This is a genomic window from Arcticibacter sp. MXS-1 (assembly GCF_041902385.1).
Lineage (GTDB): Bacteria > Bacteroidota > Bacteroidia > Sphingobacteriales > Sphingobacteriaceae > Arcticibacter.
The window spans coordinates 2859173-2876923 of record NZ_CP169244.1 but is presented as its reverse complement, the minus strand read 5'-3'; the positions used below and the strand labels follow the sequence as shown (position 1 = coordinate 2876923).

The 17751-nt window shown below is 50.1% G+C and carries 9 protein-coding genes; all 9 read right to left on the bottom strand.

The features are described from left to right. Positions 1 to 51: 51 nt before the first annotated feature. On the bottom strand, positions 52 to 2352 hold the full coding sequence (locus ACES2C_RS12410; protein ID WP_374163421.1) for a DUF5703 domain-containing protein: 2301 nt from the start codon (positions 2350 to 2352) through the stop codon (positions 52 to 54). 289 nt (positions 2353 to 2641) lie between these two features. Further along, positions 2642 to 4069, bottom strand: coding sequence for a sialate O-acetylesterase (locus tag ACES2C_RS12405; RefSeq protein WP_374163420.1), 1428 nt, complete (start codon positions 4067 to 4069; stop codon positions 2642 to 2644). Positions 4070 to 4095: 26 nt separating this feature from the next. Next, complete coding sequence (locus ACES2C_RS12400) at positions 4096 to 6162, bottom strand: glycoside hydrolase family 127 protein (protein WP_374163419.1); 2067 nt, start codon at positions 6160 to 6162, stop codon at positions 4096 to 4098. A gap of 26 nt (positions 6163 to 6188) precedes the next feature. After that, positions 6189 to 7289 (bottom strand): glycosylhydrolase-like jelly roll fold domain-containing protein, encoded by a 1101-nt coding sequence (locus ACES2C_RS12395; protein ID WP_374163418.1) that lies wholly within the window; start codon positions 7287 to 7289, stop codon positions 6189 to 6191. Continuing rightward, positions 7265 to 9658 carry a glycosyl hydrolase gene (locus ACES2C_RS12390; protein WP_374163417.1) on the bottom strand — a complete coding sequence of 798 codons (2394 nt, stop codon included), beginning with the start codon at positions 9656 to 9658 and terminating at the stop codon, positions 7265 to 7267. Before ACES2C_RS12390 ends, ACES2C_RS12395 begins: the two co-directional genes overlap by 25 nt. Positions 9659 to 9700: 42 nt before the next feature. Further along, positions 9701 to 12955 carry a glycoside hydrolase family 2 TIM barrel-domain containing protein gene (locus ACES2C_RS12385; protein WP_374163416.1) on the bottom strand — a complete coding sequence of 1085 codons (3255 nt, stop codon included), beginning with the start codon at positions 12953 to 12955 and terminating at the stop codon, positions 9701 to 9703. Between the two features lie 10 nt (positions 12956 to 12965). Continuing rightward, positions 12966 to 15095, bottom strand: a complete 2130-nt coding sequence (locus ACES2C_RS12380) for an alpha-L-rhamnosidase C-terminal domain-containing protein (RefSeq protein WP_374163415.1) — start codon at positions 15093 to 15095, stop codon at positions 12966 to 12968. Between the two features lie 86 nt (positions 15096 to 15181). Next, entirely contained in the window at positions 15182 to 16816 is a 1635-nt protein-coding gene (locus tag ACES2C_RS12375) for a right-handed parallel beta-helix repeat-containing protein (RefSeq protein WP_374163414.1), read from the bottom strand. Further along, on the bottom strand, positions 16801 to 17739 hold the full coding sequence (locus ACES2C_RS12370; RefSeq protein ID WP_374163413.1) for a hypothetical protein: 939 nt from the start codon (positions 17737 to 17739) through the stop codon (positions 16801 to 16803). Before ACES2C_RS12370 ends, ACES2C_RS12375 begins: the two co-directional genes overlap by 16 nt. Positions 17740 to 17751: the final 12 nt, after the last annotated feature.

Below are 17751 nucleotides of genomic sequence, written 5' to 3'. Positions count from 1 at the left end.
CACCCCAAAAGCCCTTATGTTTGAGCGAGAAGAAGGATACTAAAAAAGGAACTACTTAATAGCCAGCTCAATATCTTTCCTCCTGCTCTCAGGATAAACAGAGAGTGAGGCTATCTTTCCATTCTTCAGGACGGCATCCACCATGGTGCCGTAAGGTGCGTGGAGCTTAAAATGTACGTCCCAGTCTTTAGGCCAGGCAGGGAACAGGATGATCTTTCGGCCATCTGTCTGCATGAGCATTTCCTGCAGTCCTATCATGCCTGAACCACCCCAGTTATGGTCGGGCGTCCAGTCGTAACCCGGTCCCCAGAAAGCGGGGAAACGCCGGCCTGAATCTTTGAGCTTGAGCAGGGTCAGACGCGCAGCCTCGTCTGTGAGCCCCAGACGGGCAGCAAAAATATTATCCTGCTTCCAGCCGATGTGACTTCTAAACTTCAGTACGTCGGCGTCATACATGTACGTATTGATAGCGGTATCTAGCCCCGGCTTACCAACACCGTAAATTCCCCATGGGTATACAGGATATAGTTGCGGGGACTCAACGTTATTGATCCGCTCCCAGACTCTGGCAGGAGCAATGGTAGGGTGCCCGTCAAAAGAACGGAAGCTGAGCGGCGGAATCCTCTGCAGCATCTGCGTCATCTCCTTTCTTTTCTCCTCATTCAGATAAGCATCGGGCAACTCCAATAAGCGGCTGAGAACGGTCCTTAGACCGGCAACCGTCGAGGAGGCGTTATAGGCCATTTTATAGGTCTCGGCCCCCGATCCCGGATACAGAACAAGATGACCATTGCCATCGAAGGTTTTACTCCCCCTTAAACGGGCAAGATATTGGTAGTGTTCGTTGAAGAAGGTCACACAACTTTCGATAAAAGGAACATACTCCCGGATGTCCCTCCCGGTGTATCGCTCCTCGTCGAGCATCATCAGGCAAAACTCCAAAACTGTATCCCACTCGTACTCAAGCCAGGCATTGTACTCCATTCCCTTATCGTAAGAAGCAGGCCGCTTCCAGTTGTATTCGGCAGGGTTGGGCAGTCCGAAATTCTCAATCTGCTCTGTGAAGCAGGCGCCTTTATGGCCCCAATAAACCTCAGAACGCAGTTCAGCATTCCTGAGGATATTGAGGTAAAACCGGAACTGCGCCTTCATCATATCAAAGTCTCCGCTCTTCAGCATGGGCCAGTAAACCAGACGCTGATTCTGGGCGGTATGCGTCCCTCCTCCCCAGTTGCGGAAGTCAGGCGTAAACTTTAGTGTTGAGTCGGTTAAGGAAGGATCTACAGTAAAGAGACCGCCATTGAACTTGGTGGGATATTTGCCGAAGGCGTTGCAGCCCAGCATATAGCGGAAGAGCTGGTAATTGCGGCCTGTCTTCCATGCCTCCCACGTCGTATCAGCACCAGGCTGAACGGAAATAAAGCTTCTCGTCCAAAAGCGTCTCCACCAGTCTGCAGACTTTGCCTCATCTTTCCTGGTGTTTGACGTTAGATTACGAATGCTGTCTATTCCCGACCGCCAGGATTTTTGCCGGGGGGCGTAGGCTGTATGAAGTGTAATCGTTATCTGATGCTTTGAAGCGGGACTGCGACTCTCCAATTTCCAGCCTTTAAACCCGGTATCCATGTACTTACTCTCGTAGGTGCCGGCAGCAATCATATTCCTGCCTTGCATTAGTCCCCCGAAGATCAGTCCTTTCAGTGGATTGAAGAGCTGTTGTTTTACCTGATCCATCCCCTGCTGTCTGACCACGACGTCGAATACAGTTGAATCCTGATTCTGGTGATAGAAGCAGACTTTATCCTTTTCAAACCCGATTTCGTCCTTTTTTGTCGTCACGACGCCCGGAGGAGCCCACTTCCAGGAATTGGCATTGTTCTCCTTGCCCCTGGTGATGCGGTCTGCGTATCGCCAGCTTTCATAGCCAGCTTCTGCCTTCAGCGGCTTGTCGCTGTTCACTTCCAGATGGACCACGGGATGAAAGACATCCACCCATACTTTAACCCTGGCTTCGCCCACCTTACCTTTCCCTTTGATCTTAATGTATCCGTCCTTCAACACCAGCTCCTGCCGGAACGATTCCCCTTCGAAGGGATTCGGACTCAGTCTTAGCCGTACCCGTCCAAGCTTCAGCATGGTGTTATTCTCATCAAAGGTTCCGCTTCTGGATAGGTAGAATAAGAGATCACCCTTTTCGACCCATACATTAAGGCCGATATCTCCTCCTCCGCAGGGCATCGACTCGCCAGAATGGCGGCTCTGCACTGTCCACACCGGATTATAGCAATCAAGCTCAGAAGGCTGAGACGTTGCCTGCCCAACAGCCAGACAGAGAAACAGAACGAGAAACAAGCGAACAGCGTTAGCGTTGCCTGTAATAGCTCTTGGCGCTTGGCCACTAATAGCTCTTGGCGGTTGGCTTTTGGCGATTAGCCGCCTTTTACTTGTACTTAATTTCACATGCATCTTGTTTGGCTTTCAGCCGTAGCTGAAAGCCAGCTATTGGCTGTTGGCTGTTGGCGGTTGGCTTTCTGCTTTCACCTTTCTGCCTTCTACTATTTATCTTAATACTAATATCTCAATACTAATATCTCAATACTCATATCTCCTCACAACCTGCAACACAGAACCCGTAACCCAATTACCATTCGTCCGTCCTGAAAGACGGAACGGGAAGACCTTCAGTGCTGAACAGATCGCCCACGACGAAGTCCTTGAAGGCGTATCGTACGGCAACGGGATCTTTTACCATGGGAGAAGAAAGGGCGACTGAGCTGCCGTTTATAACGGCTTTGGCTGGATAGAACGTTTTATTTGCACCTGCTATTTCAAAATTCACCAATTCCTTTCCGTAAGAGCTAAGGCCTAATCCGGCATTCTGAAATTTGATAGTCGCGATATTACCGGCCACCGACATGGACTCATAATCAGGACTTGCAAAGGCAAAGCCTTTTAGTCCGTAGGTTTTGGCAAGGGCCAGAAGAGCAAGACGCTTCCCGCCTTCTTCCTTATGCGCAGGATGGATACAGTTCTCCTCGCCAATGTCGAGCGTTACTGCCATTGCAGAGTTCGGTATCTTAGCGACCGACTTGCGCTGCGCATCTCTTAAATAAGCCGAATTGAATTTGCCGCCGTAGTTATACGGAGGGAGCTGTGAGTAATTGAACGGAGCGATTTGCATGTAATAGAAAGGAAAATCTCCCGTTCCCCACAATGCTCTCCACTTTTTCACCATGGCAGGAAACAGCTCCTCGTACTGATCAGGGCGTTCATAGTTCGACTCTCCCTGATACCAGATGCAGCCCTTTATTCCATAACCGATCACAGGATGAAGCATCCCGTTGAAGAGCGTCGTCGGCGTTCTGTTCACCACTTTAATAGAATCGTTCTTAGCTGGGATCTTAATTTCCCTGAAGGGCTTTAACACCTCCGGATCCATCCACGCCTCAATCGTCGAGCCACCATAGCTCACGTTGATCAGGCCTACCGGAACGCCGAGCATCTCATTTAAGAGTCGGCCGAAAAAGTAGCCGGTAGCGCTGAAGTTCGCTACAGCTTCTGGTCCTGCAACTTTCCAGGGCGAAGGCTTGCTGTTCTCCTGAGGTGTGGTCTGGGAAGAACGCGGCACGGTGTACACCCTGATATTCGGATTCTTTGACTTCAAGATGGCGTCATTTGATCCCAATATAGGCTGTCCTTTAAAACCTTTCAGAGGCATTTCCATATTTGACTGACCAGTGCATAACCATACCTCTCCAACCATCACATTAGTCAGACGTACAGGACTACCATCACTTATGCCCAGTTCGTAGGGTCCGCCGGCGACCGGTGTGTTGACCAGCACTTTCCATCTGCCAGCCGCGTCGGCCTTTACTGAATAGCTCTTCGCGTCCCAGGAGGTAGTAACGGTAACGGTGCTGCCCTGCTTTGCCCAGCCCCATACAGGAACAGCAGCCTGCTGCTGCAGCACCATGTTATCGGTAAAAATAGAAGGGAGCTTTACTTGTGCGTGCAGCGATACTGAAGCACACAATAGAAATAGAATTACGGATATTCTGAACTTGATCATTTTATTATGCTAGTAACAAAGGGAAATTAACGGAGTGGCATCCAGACCTCCATATCAGAATGTCCTCTGTTCCCCCATGCGAAATAAGGAACGAGACGGATCTTCAATGGTTCGGGCTTTTGTGCCGAAACCTCGCGGTAAAGCGTGTTATTCCAGCCACCCTTTCCTGTCAGTATGGCCTCTCCTTCGAGCGCCATCATGTTGCTGCTTCCGATGTTAAGAGGAACGGCAGTAAAAGAAGTGCCTGCAGGAATAGCCACATCAAAGATCTTCGTCCCTGCGGGCAAATCCTTCCCTTCCAGACAGTAGACAATCGGGCCTCTCTTTATCGCCACCTGATTACGTGTTTCTTCCACCAGAGGATTAGACTCGACGAGGGCTGCAGTCATCGGAAGATCGAGTTCAATCTTATCGCCTGGTTTCCATTTCCGCTCAACAGCGGCATAGGTACCAGGTGTCAATGCGATGTTCTGAACCTCGCCATTTACCTTCAATATGGCCCCTTTACACCAGCCGGGTATACGCATCATCATGCTGAAAGGCTTTGACGGTGTTTTCTCCAGACTCACCTTTATTTGGCCGTTCCACGGATAGTTCGTTTCCTGGCTCAGCTTTACGGTTGAACCGTCTTTCAATTTCGTTGACAAAGTACTGCCCGCATAGAAGTTCAGCCACAATCCATTATCGGAAACGGTATAAAGATAGTTATTGATCTCTGCAATGGTACGCACCACGTTCGGAGGACAGCAGTTAGAGAAGGCGATATAGCCTACACGATCCTTGGACCAGCGCTGCTTGAATGGCAGATCGTCTGAGTAGCTCAGCGGGTTGGTGTAAAGAAAATTCTTGCCGTCAAGACTGATACCTGAAAGAACGCTGTTATAAAGTGCAAGCTCTGCAATGTCTGCATAGCGGGCGTCGCCGCTGAGCGAAAGCATGCGCCAGTTCCATAGCATGTTGCCGATGTTTGCACAGGTTTCGCCATGTGCCGTGAAGTTAGGAAGCTGATAGTCGCGGCCATAAGCCTGATGGATCTTCTGTACGTCGTTGGGCTCATAGGATGTACCATCGGGAGAGACGCCGTCATACAGTGCGCCGCAAGCTCCGGTAATGTACATCTTGTGCTGCGTAACATCATCCCACATGAGGTTAAGCCTGTTCAGCAGGGAGGTATCACCCGTCTCTGCATATACGTCGGCTACGCCCGCATAGAGATAGTTGGCACGTACAGCATGTCCCATAGCTTTCGTCTGCTTCCGGAAGGGAATGCGGTCCTGATTATCGTCTGTTCCATTCTCCACAAGGCCGCGGATATCAATGAGACTCTTGGAAAGCTCGAGATAGCGGGGATCTTTAGTAGTCCTGTACATCTCCACTACTCCCATGTAGTGCGAGGGACAGATAGCGTTGCGGGCAAGCTCAGGCGAAGATTTTTTATAAAAGTTATATAGATAGTCTGTCGCTTTCTTCGCAATGTTCAGAAGTGTCGTTTTTCCTGTTGCCCGATAATGGATGCAAGCGGCCGTCATCAGATGGCCCATGTTATATGTTTCGAAGTGGAGACGATCCTTAAATTCACTCGCCTTGCCGGCTGCGTTCCTGTCTTCGATCATAGTAGGCGTATGAATATAGCCGTCGGCCCGCTGGCATTTGGCAATAACCGGAATCACCTCGTCCAGATATTTATCGAGCCGCGGGTCTTTTGTAACAGCATACATTGCACTTAGCGCTTCAATGAGCTTATAGAAGTCGCCGTCATGAAACGGAGGGCCTGAATGCTCACCCTTTTTGAGGCCTGCTGCAATTTCAAAGTTGGTATAAGCATGCGCAGTCTCGGGGTCCTTATAAAGGTTCCACATATAGGGGATCATGGACTCCCGGCATACCTTCAATCGCTCCGCCCAGAAACCGCCAGTTACTTTGGCGTCGGCCATGTTCACGTTATACATACGCGCGTAAGGACTTGCAGCGGTATTGATCAGGCTTTTGTCCTGTGCCATTCCCTTTTCCGCCTGCAGAAAAGCGCCGCCGGCCAGGAGGAGAAAAGCAAGAGCCGGTTTGAGCCGCCCTGCTTTCACTGTGATTATCTTCATTCTTTTATTCGTAATGTGTTTGCTTCTCATTCTTCTGACTTAATAACTACAGGCCCAAGCAAGCCGGCTTTCGCCAGGGGATAACCGGCAAAGCGGAAAGCAGCTGTAGTGCGAGTGATACGCTTATCCTCGGGCAAACGCAGATCGCCGATCATCCGGTTGAACCAGGTATTGGTGACCTCTACAGAGAGGGTATTTTTTCCGGGTCGGATGGCATCTGTAATGTCGACCTGATAAGGAGCCGTCCATGCAACTCCGCATGGGACTCCGTTTAGTTTTACCTCTGCAATATTGGCGACCTCACCGAGGTTCAGCCACAGCCTTTTATCTCCCTTAACCTTTTTCCAATTAAATATCTTCGTGTAAACTGCCGTCCCTGAATAATAACGAATGAGGGAGTCAGCATCCTTACTCCAGTCGCCCAGGCTCTTAAACTCCGCAATTCCTTTCGGGCCGCCGAGCTGCGGATCAAACTGTACCTTCCAGTTCCCTTCGAGGCTGGAAGCGTCACGGAACTCAGGCCAGTTTTTTCCCGATGCTGATGATCTTTCTGAAGTATTTTCCCTGAACAGAACAAACCAGGAAGCGTTCGGGGCGAAACGAACAGGCAGACTGGTCCTGACTCCGTCACTCGCCCAGCTTTTTGCTTTTATCGTTCTTCCGCTGACGGGATCATACAGCTCCGGCACTCTACCGCTTACACGGAAGGATAGGGTGAGCTCTTTCTCTACCGAGTCCTGATTGGCGACGAAATAGATATCACTATCAGAGGTTGAGCGGTGGTTCCACGCAATATTGCCGGGTGACTGGCCTTTCTCCGCATGAAAGACGAAGTCAGGACTAAGTCCCAGAGGCAGAAACGTTCCGGCCTGATAAGGACCTTTCACTACTCTGCCTTTTCCTATCTTCCTGATCTCTACACTGCCTGAGGGATCTTCCACTTTAGTAAACGTTCCGTCCCACATCGCTTCTACCGCATGGAGCAGCTTTTGGTCATTTTGTGAAGAGTTAGCAAGGCCTGGTGTAAGGTCCGGTCTGTCGCCCAACACGACCGTTGCCCCCTCATTGACCAGTTGTAGCAGCCGTTCTGCAAGTTCGGCGCTCATCCATTCAGTGTTCGGCTGCATTGGGTGCTTGCCCGGAAGAACCAGGATGGCGTATCTTGCCCCCCGGGCAATTCGATATAGCCGTTGTTAACCTTTGTAAGATGCAGTAGAGCATCGAGATTAAATGAGTCGTAGTGATATCCGTGCAGGGGATCTGTCCAGTCGGCAGGGTCGGCCATATTTGCAGAAACATTTACGCCAACGGGCTTCTCGCGCATCGGAAAGCCTTTATTCTCCCGCCTTGCTCTCTCCTTTTCCACCGCTTCTTTCCCGAAGACTCCCGGAAGCGATGTAACCAGGCGGTCAGGCAGGATTGCCCGTCGCGGAATCTCTTCACCTGTAAATACTGCCAGGTCGACTACCGGCGTGCCCTGTTGCAGGAGTGTTTGACACCGTTCAGCATAATTCACCCAGGCTTTTCCCGGTTTCCACCAGGTCTGATCTTTCTGGAACAGGAGCCCAACGTCGCTGAGGGTCATGCCAGGCTTACGGTCAAACCAGGGATTGTGCGTATAAACGTGGTAGACGAGCCTGTTTATGCCAAAGGCATAATTCCTGTCCTGCAGGGGCTTCAGGTTGCCGGGGTGCTCATTCCAGTTCATGCGAACCTCTGTGAAGGCTTCGGCCTGGATGATCGGTTTTCCGTAAACATGTGCCCCGCTGATAGCATCAAATATGTCGGTCGGCTTATCGTGTGAAGGACTTCGAAGCCAAAACTCCCCCATAGGAACATCGGTCTCCTTAAAATGCAGCATGCCATCTGCTGCCATTACAGGCCCGGTCGTTTCTGAAGTAAATGTGCAGCCTTTTTCATTAGCCAGTTTCTTCAGCGTCTTAAAGAAGTTGTCGGTGATCAGTTCAGAGACGGTCTGCCTGATGTCGAACAGGAAGCGTTCAGAAACCTCGGCGCTTTGTACAGGAATCCCTGCCATGACCGGAAGGTACAGAGTGGGATCGTATCCTCTGCGCTTTTTAAACTCTTCCTGAAAAACAGGGGACCAATTCTGGCTCCCGCATTCCCAGCTGTCGACATGGAAAGTATTTAAGACACGTCCTGCAAGCTCTGGTCCGGCTACTCTTAAAGCTTCTCCAAACCACTTGTCGAATTGAAATTTTACGGCCTCCGGGTTGAATTTATCACACTCCAGCCCCTTGCCTGCTCCGGCGGTCTCATTCATATGTCCAGTCGATGTGTAGCCGACGCGCATAATCATCCATTTGCCCGCAGGAACCTTCCAACGCAGGACGCCGTTCTTTCCAAGATAGCTGCTGATGTTCAGGATTTTCGCCGATGGCACACATAACGAATCGGGAAGCAGGTCAGATGTAGATCTCTTGCTCACCCGCCAAACCTCTGCGGTTTTCCCTTCGAATTGATGGATACGGGGCGATGACGACAACTCGATGCCTGCCACTTTTAAGCTTTGCTTCCACTTGGCCGCATCAAGGTCCTCTGCGCCGGGCTCCGTTCCTTCCTTGTTATACACAAAGCGGAAAAACCGAGCAGTAACGGGCTTGATCTCGTGAGTTACATCGGCGTCCCAGTCCAGCCAGCCTGCTCTCGGAGGCTGAAGCCGTTCTGCGTCACGGAAGCTTTTACCATCGTCGCTTACCTGGATCAGGAGACGCTGCGACTGATGATTATAGTTATTCACCCGGATGACGACAGAGCGGCAGGTAAAGGGTTTAGCAAACTGATACTGTATCCAGCAGGGATCTGAACTGCTGAAGTTCTGCTTATTTTCTTTCCTGAGAAGAAAGGATGCATCAGCACCTGTACTGGTGCTGACTTTCGGCACTACGTTCTCCGTGCTGATGCCTTCGCCCCGGGAAACAGGAAATGCAAGAACGGCAATCTGCCTGGAATACCCCTTATAGGAAGGCAGCGGGGGGAGCGTGTCCTGAAATTGCTTTCCTCCTTTGACGAGTACCGAGGAGCTGACCAGCTTCTGCATGGAAAGTTCAGGAGTGATCCAGGGCCCTCCGGCAGTGGCAAAGCCGTCATTGGGCAGCATGGCTATTTTAATACCGAGGCGATCGGCCTCATTCAGCGCATGCTTCACCATGTCCCACCATTGCGGAGTGAGCTGATCAATGGCCGGAGTATATATCGGGGGTTCAGCTTTCCCTTTAATGGGGGCAAGATAAGCACCGGCGATACCGGCCGACTTCATTGCCTCCAGATCTGCAGTGATAGCAGCCTTAGAATACGCACCCTGCATCCAGTACCAGAATACCCAGGACTTTGAGGCCTCTCCTGTAAGGCGAATATTAGCAGGCAGAGATCCTATGTTTATCGCCTGCGGCTGACCTTTTACAGCGCTGCCCGCGAAGACGAACAGAAATACCAGCAGACAGGCGGGCTTGATCACCCTCATTTTATTCCACATATCTTTAAAACCTTACTTTTTTTGACGTCTCTGTTATTGCCTTCACGTTGCTCTTAAACGGCAATAAGTAAAAACTATAATGATATGGACGAGCCGGGATCTGATACTGGGGCAAAGGTTGAGCAACGTCAGACCAGCTGTCGTTCCCCCCACTCCCATCTGAATGAGATCTACATTAAGCGTGAGGTAGCCAGCGTCGATAAGCTTATTGGTGTGCTTTGCTTCCTCAATGTTTTTCTGAGTATAAGGCCATGCGCTCATGCTTAGAAGACTATCTGCCACCACCAGTAAGCCGTCCTGCTTCCTCTGATTCTGCAGATACATCCATCTCACGTCTGTACGGTTGCCGTTCTCCTGGGGATATACGTAATTCTCCATAAAATCACTGATAGGAAGCGAATAAACGGCGGCATCAAATCCGTAGCGCTTATCCACGTAATTCTCAAGCGGCCCTCGTCCGTACCAACTGATAAAATCATTCGAACGCTTTATCCCGCATTGCATACCTACTTTAGGGATGTTAGGGAGGGACGTGTCGGCTTTAAGCGAATAGTCAACCTTTACCGTGCCGTTTCCATTCACCGTATATCTGACTTCCACTTTGGCCCTGCCATTGATCAGAGAATAAGTACTCTTCACGCTGACCATTCCCGGCTCGGTCTGCTCGATGATGCTATTTTCCAGCTTTAGGTCATTCTGATACCACTCTTTGAGCTTTTTTGCCGGTTTCCAGCCTTTTTTATCGTTGTCTGTCTGAGGACGCGTAAAGTTAGGCAGCAACGGCCTGAATATCTGTTCGTCTCCGTTAACCAGGTAGGACGACAGCGCGCCGTTGGCTTTGCTAAAGCTCACTTTAAATGATTTACCCCGAATCACGTAGTCGCGGTCCGTTTCCGTTTTGACCACAGCAGGGTATGTATTTCTATTTCCCTTCGTGCGGGACAAAGATGTCAGTGCAAACTGGTTAGAAGCTATTTCGTGCCCTTTAGGTGCCCAAAGCTCATCTTTGGAAAGGGAGAAATGAATGTCAGCCAGGTATTCGGAGCCTTCAGCAAGGCGTGGGTAGTACTTTCTGATGCTTATAACCGTGTCGCGACCTGCGGAAAGAGGGATTCGGGGAAGTTGCACAACTTTGACCGGATTCCCGTCCTTGCGAAAGATCAGGGTAACGTTATAACCGGCAAGAGACCTGGCGGCATGTCTGTTTAAAACTTTAATCGTTCCTTGTCCGGCATCAACCAGCTCACATTCTGCCGGCTGATACACTCTCTTACATTCAAAGATGGCGCCTTTGGGGCGGTCCCAGGCGTCGACTACACCTTTGATCGAAAAGTTTCCATCGTGCAGCTTTTCTCCAAAGTCCCCTCCGTAAGCCATAAATTCAACACCGGCAGAGTCCTTTTTCAAAAGTGACTGATCTTTAAACTCCCATATCCCTCCTCCGATAATTCGTGGTCTGGATCTGAAGACATCCCAAAGTTCTTTCATATTTCCGGTAGAGTTCCCCATCGAGTGGGCATACTCAACGAACAGGATCGGTCTTTTGTCGCCGTTTTTCTGGTTGATGAGCAGGTCAGGAGTATAAATTCCGGGGTAGAAGCGGCTGACGATATCCACGTAGTGTTGGTCTACCGGATTTTGCAGCCGATGGGAATGATCATTCGTCCTGGGATATCTTGGATCGGAGGGATCGATATACCCCTCTTCACGCGGACTGCCCATCGCCGGCTCGTAGTGAACAGGTCTTGTGATATCAAAATCGTGTATCCAGGCAGACTGGGCGGCATTATTCGGTCCTCGCCCTGCTTCGTTGCCGAGGCTCCAGATGATAATACTAGGATGGTTTTTATCCCTCATGACCATGCGGGAGGTCCGTTCCATAAACGCATGTGTCCATTGCGGATCGTTACTTAATTTTCCTCCCAGGCCGTGCGTTTCATAATTTGCTTCTCCCATCACCAGGATGCCGTACTGATCACACAAGTCCAGGAAATAAGGATCGTTAGGATAATGGCTGGTACGAATACAATTAAAGTTAAATCGCTTGATTGTCTCTACATCCTTCCGGATATCTTCACGAGACAGAGCCTTACCCTTTACAGGATGATGATCATGGCGATTCACGCCATACAGGTAGGTCACCTTCCCATTGATCAAAAGCTTCCCGTTCTCTTTCGAAAACTCGATGCTCCGGAAACCAACACGGCAGCTTTTTGCCTCAAGAACATTTCCTGTCGAGTCGCTTAGTGAAAGAACCAGGGTATACAGGTTGGGTTCTTCATCGCTCCATTTGGCAGGATTCTTTACCGTTGTTTCAAGTAAGCCGAATTTCACATTGTCAAGCCGGGGGTAAATCTCATTGATGATAGATTCAGCACTTCTGTGCAAGGGATTTGCAAATACCGGCTTACCTGCCCGATCAAAAAGCTGCGCCTTTACCTGGTATCCTTTTACCTCCTGCCCCGTGAGGTTTTCTACACGCGGACGGATACTGAATACGGCGTCCTTGTAGTTTTTGTCCAGTTTCGCCTGCCAGTGAAAGTCTGCAATCCGCACTTTAGGCTCAGCAAGCAGCATCACCTCCCGTTGGATTCCGCTCATGCGCCAGTGGTCCTGGTCTTCGAGATACGATCCATCACTCCACCTGATCACCTGAACCGACACAATGTTCTCTCCAGCCTGCAGGTAAGGAGTGATATTAAATTCGGAGGGCAGACAGCTATCTTCGCCATAGCCGAGGAATTTACCGTTTAGCCAAACTTTGAAAGCCGAGCTTACGCCCCCAAAATGAAGGGTAATATTCATATTCTTCCAGTCGGCAGGAACTGTAAACGTACGCTGATAAGAACCAACGGCATTATAATCTTTTGGAACCCGCGGCGGGTCTACAGGACGAAACGGGTAAACGGCACTCTTATATATCGGAATATCGTACCCTTTCATCTCCCAGTTAGACGGCACCTCAATCTTCTTCCAGCCCTGCACGCGCGCTTTGTAGAAGTCTTTGGGAGCATCAGCAGGCTTAAAGGCAAAAGCAAAATCCCAGTCACCATTGAGCAGCAACATGCGTGTACTTTTAGAGCGGTCGCAAGTCAGGGCATCCTGTTCGTTCTTGTAAGAATAGGACGTTGCTCTCGACGGCTCTCTGTTAATGCTGGTCACCAGAGGATCTTCCCAGGGCTCACGGTCGTATACACCGGGAACAGGAGGTATTGCAGCGGGCAATCCGTCAACGGTCTGCGCCCTGCCTGTAGAAGCAAGAAATAGCGAACAAAAAAAGAAAAGTTTACGGGTCATAATGTCAGATCTATTTTATAGCAGAATAACGCAGGGCGATATTCTGACCAGCACCGATGTGAATTTCGTACGTTTTATTACCGAGTGATTTTACCTGTAAGCCAGCGCCTGTTGGTTTGCTCTTGCTCCGGATTTTCAGAATACCGGCGCCGGCAATCCCGCTGATCCGGATCTCTTTCTCACTGCAGTACACATTCAGGTCTCCGGCAGGACTTGGAACGCTGCCTTCCATCCATTTCAAACCGCCTAATACCGGCTCCACTGAATAAGTGTGATAACCAGGGCTGAGCGGCTTCACTCCAAGGTAATACTTGCCGAGAAGGTAGAGGGGACTCGCACCCCAGGCGTGACAAAGGCTTTTGCCGAAAGGCCGACCATACATTGCATAGTGCTCAACGCCTTTTTTCGCGGGATTATACTCTTCCCAGAACGAGGTTGCGCCCAGTTTGAGCATACCGCCCCAGTAATCCTTCATCTCTTTCAGCACATGCTCCTGCTCTCCCATGGCACATAGCGCCTCGAGCTCGTAGAACCGCATATAGGGTGTGGTGATTTTCTGAATCTTGTCGTTTAACAATACGCTCTGCTTAACGCTCTGCTTTTGCGTCTCGGTGAAGTAATTAAAGAAAATACCGAACATATTGGCGTAACGGGTGACGTTCTCAGTCTGCTTCCCTCCTACCAGGCTATGCACGAGCGCCTCTTTGGACTCACTCCAGTAAGTCGAAAAAAGCTTCTGCCTGAGGTCTGAAGCCAGGTTGGCATATTTTTTCTGCCCTTCCTTATCGTTTACGATCCCAGCGCAGGTAGCCATCGTTTCGAGACTTCTGGCCAGTAGAAGTTGCTCGAAACTGACTGCTCCCTGTTTACTTAAACCATCAGCCCAGTCGATAAAGACCCAGTCGCCCGCAAGTCCTTCCATGAAGCCCTGCGCATTTCTGCGAGCCAGACAGTAGTCCATCAGGCTTTGCATCCGCGGGTAGAACTGCTGAATAAACTTCTTGTCACCGGTATAGAGGTAGTAATCGTTGATACCAAGGAACCAGTAAAAGGTATAGTCCATGATGGTATTAATGTGGCTGGTTACCGGATCCTTTCCTCTTAACGCAAGTAACGTGCGGGTCACAGAGGGGGAATCGAATAGCAGATAGTAGTTCATCAGAAAACTCTGATAGGCATCGCCAGACCAGATCCACCGATCCCTTTTAATTCCGTCAATGAAAAACTCACGCGTATTCAGATGAAATGTATATTTTGACACATCGTAGATCTTGTTGATCTCCGGGTCGGAGCATGTGAAGCTTCCCCTGTCGGTCACGGGAAGATATTCATACAACATGGACACTCCGTCTAACGAAACGCCCGCCTCGTAGCGAACATTAACAAAACGGAAAGCCTTGGTGAGGCTAATTGTGGTATCTTTCTTTCCCGGCTCATCAATTTCCAGAAGATCAAGGGTTTCACAAGTTTCTGTAGCCAGGGCTTCTTCCCGTGACTCGCCGTAATAAATATGCACCTTTCCTTTGCCCTGGAGTCCCTGCAATTTAACGAAACCGAAGGTTTCGCGTCCAAAGTCGACGAGTAAAGAGCCTGCGCCTTTCTCCGTCTTAACCGGATTCTTCGGTTCAGTGGCTAAAGCAAATTTCGACGGAGGTGTAGCAGGACTGTCGAAGTTCCAGGAGCCGGCCGACAGCCAGGTAGTCCCCGATTGGTCGGAAGCTTTGCCTGTTTCATCAATCCACTCTTTATCCTCGTAGGTCACCAGCCAGCTTGAATCGGAGACAACGGTTTTCCCCTTTACAAAGATTGCAGGAACACGGTCCTGGCAAAACACCTTGAGGCTAAGCTTATGCTTCCCTGCCGGCATTGTGATCTGCTTCGGGTAACCGCTGACCATCTTTCCGTCAATCTTCACGTTGTACTGCCCTTCGACGAAAAGCTGAACCTGCTCCTCAGCAGGAACGTTAAATTCCTTATGGAAGTCGATCAGCACGAAGTGATTATCCATCCGCCAGAAGGGAGGGAAAAAAGTGCCGCGCTCTGTGCGGCGGTTTTGCATTTTATTGGCCATCCACACTTCAAAATCTCCGGGATACCAGATCCAGGTAGCTTTACTCTGAGCCTTGAGTTCAGGTATCATTAATGTTAGTAGCAGTAAAACAACTAGTTTCTTCATATACAAATAATTGGCCCTGTGAAGAGGCGTTATATAATGGCGTTCTTGTTTTAATCCCCCTTATGATCGATAGGTTCAAACCTGACCCAGGTATCAGTCCCCGTAGCTCCTGCTACAGGTTGCTGGTATTTCTTCATCAGCTCGTTCCACTCCGCTGCGCGCGGATTCCCTTTCACAGTAAGCTGGTTTAACTGATCCAGCGATTTGCCCCTGGGTACGCTCAGCACCAGCAAGAGTTGCCGGTTATTTCGGAATACCAGAACCTGTTGAAATTGCGCATTGCAAAAGCCCTTTGTCACCTCCGGCCACTTTGCAAACTGAGAGACATGAAGGTCCATATATTCCTTCTGCAATTTCGTGTCATTAACCAGATCGGCTATCAGCACTGCGTGATCCCATTCTGCAGCAACACCGGCAGAGGGGCAGCTTTTCTTAAGCGAGAAGGTATAGAACGGCTCGTTATATACATTCACCTCCGCCTTTGGAAATGCGTCGGCGAGCTTTTTTCGTATCTTCTCCGCCTCGTTCAGAAAGTCATCAAAAATGACGATGCGGTTATTCCATTCAAATACAGAAGTGGAAGCAATTCCGTGCTGCCGGCATATAGATCTTACCCTCTCCCGGTCCAGCGGCCTTCCTGTGGAACTGACCACCTCTATTGCCATTGGCTTCGCTCCCATACCTTCAACGTGCTCGTAGACCGAATTCACGGAACCGGAGGGACCTGCACGAAATGCCAGGAGAGCCTTATATTTATCCTGCAAACCGGCAGCAGACCGGATGCTGTCAGCGACCTGCGGACCGTTGTTCGTCCACACATTCCCCGGCCCATTCGCATTCTGTAAGAACTTGCCGGCGGGGCACCAGTTATCCCTTACTGTGAAGAAGGACGAGCCCTCATCTTCGTAGAGGTAAAACCAGTGGTGAGGGTCATGCGAGTAGGGCGCCTTGTAAATGCTGTCAATATAGTTTTCGGAAATCTCGGAACCGGGTTGTGCGGAAAGGGTATAAATTCCTGCCACGTCGTACATGTTGCGGGCATAGCGATAGATCTTATTTGCCCTGATCAGGTTGTTCCTCATCACGTTGATCTCTTTGGTCCAGCCCCAGCCAAGGGATATTCCCGAGTAGGAAACCTCACTAATGTCGTTATGTTCTATCGTTATTCCCCTTACAAAGCCCGCACCGATACCCACAGCTCCCCAGTCCTCATTTGTTACATCAGTGACCAGGTTGTTCCTTATCGTCGTGTTAGATGAGACTTCACGAAGGTCAGCTGGATTATAAGACAGATGAGCTTCTACCTGATCATCAGAGAAAACGCCTGTGAGGATTGCCGATCCGCCAACATCTTTAAATAGGTTCCCCTCAATCGTATCATTGCTATTTCCCCGCTTATAATCAAGCCCGGTAGAGGCAAGGTGTTCAAACCGGCAGCTTTCAAACGTGGTATGAGCAGTGAACATCGCTTCAACTGCTGCTGCAGGCCGTCCTGTCCAGCCCTGATTCTCCAGAGATTTCTTCTCCGGCGTTCCTGGTACTTTTAACTTATAAGCGTCAAGTAAAAATAGCCCCGCCTGTAAAGGGACGTGCCCCTGTTTGGATGGCCTGAGCCAGCCGGCATGCTGGAACGCGATACCTTTAAAACCAAAGTATGAAAGAGGTTTGTCTATTGTGCCTTCCATCCTGACCAGGGTTTCCAGATGCGGAATCGTAACGTTCGCCCTGCCGAGGTCCTCCCCTTCAAAGGCCAGTAGTACACTTTACGATTTTTTCTGTCGAGATACCACTCGCCCGGTTCATCCAGGAACTGAATGGCATTGCTAAGGTAAAAAGCTGAATTTCCCGTCTTTTCAGAGATCCAGGGCGCCGGCCAGGGGTGTTCCGACTGAATGTGGCTTTCAGGCTGATAAAAACTGAGCCTTACGTTATTGCCCTGCTTTTCCACGCTTTTTACGCGCAGGATCGCAATAGCCCACCACTGGTGGATGAACATTTCAAGGCCTTCTCCTCCTTTCGCATCCTTCACTGCAGCGACAGGCACTACACAGGTCTCAGAAGCGCGATCCCAGGAAACGATCCTGTCCATAGCAGAAGTGTTCCTGGCCCTCACCGCTTTCCTGCCATTTACCCAGAGCTGGCGGAAGTTGAGCAGCTCTCCTGCTATGCCCGGAGCATCAGCTACCCATATATTTCCCTTTGCTCCAGCCGGTAATCCCGCAATTTGCTCTGTTGCTTTTCTCCACCCATTAAGTTCAATTCCTCCGGAGAATACAGGATGCTCTCCGGGCGCTGCCTCTACAACAGTGGGCGCCGCAGCGGTGCCTGAGTCTTCAGGACGTACAAAAAGCGGTTCGGAGAAGTGATAAACTCCATCCCGCACTATGATTTGAACTCCCCGGCTAACTGAGGGGTCATTTAACCGGCGCAGTTCCCGGGCCTTTCTCAGCGCGGCATGGACACTCGCCAAAGGCTGTTCCTTAGTCCCCTGATTCTTATCAGAACCCTTGACAGCCACCCATATATCTGCAGCTTTTGTCAATACCGGTGACACGACTAACAAGAGCAGAAAATTAATCAATACAATAAGACGAAGCGGTGTGTTCATGATTTAAATTAA

Coding starts and splice junctions, on each gene's coding strand:
- ACES2C_RS12405 (WP_374163420.1), bottom strand. CDS start 4,069: ATGATCAAGTTCAGAATATCCGTAATTCTATTTCTATTGTGTGCTTCA.
- ACES2C_RS12400 (WP_374163419.1), bottom strand. CDS start 6,162: ATGAAGATAATCACAGTGAAAGCAGGGCGGCTCAAACCGGCTCTTGCT.
- ACES2C_RS12395 (WP_374163418.1), bottom strand. CDS start 7,289: ATGCAGCCGAACACTGAATGGATGAGCGCCGAACTTGCAGAACGGCTG.
- ACES2C_RS12390 (WP_374163417.1), bottom strand. CDS start 9,658: ATGTGGAATAAAATGAGGGTGATCAAGCCCGCCTGTCTGCTGGTATTT.
- ACES2C_RS12385 (WP_374163416.1), bottom strand. CDS start 12,955: ATGACCCGTAAACTTTTCTTTTTTTGTTCGCTATTTCTTGCTTCTACA.
- ACES2C_RS12380 (WP_374163415.1), bottom strand. CDS start 15,095: ATGATACCTGAACTCAAGGCTCAGAGTAAAGCTACCTGGATCTGGTAT.
- ACES2C_RS12375 (WP_374163414.1), bottom strand. CDS start 16,816: ATGGAAGGCACAATAGACAAACCTCTTTCATACTTTGGTTTTAAAGGT.
- ACES2C_RS12370 (WP_374163413.1), bottom strand. CDS start 17,739: ATGAACACACCGCTTCGTCTTATTGTATTGATTAATTTTCTGCTCTTG.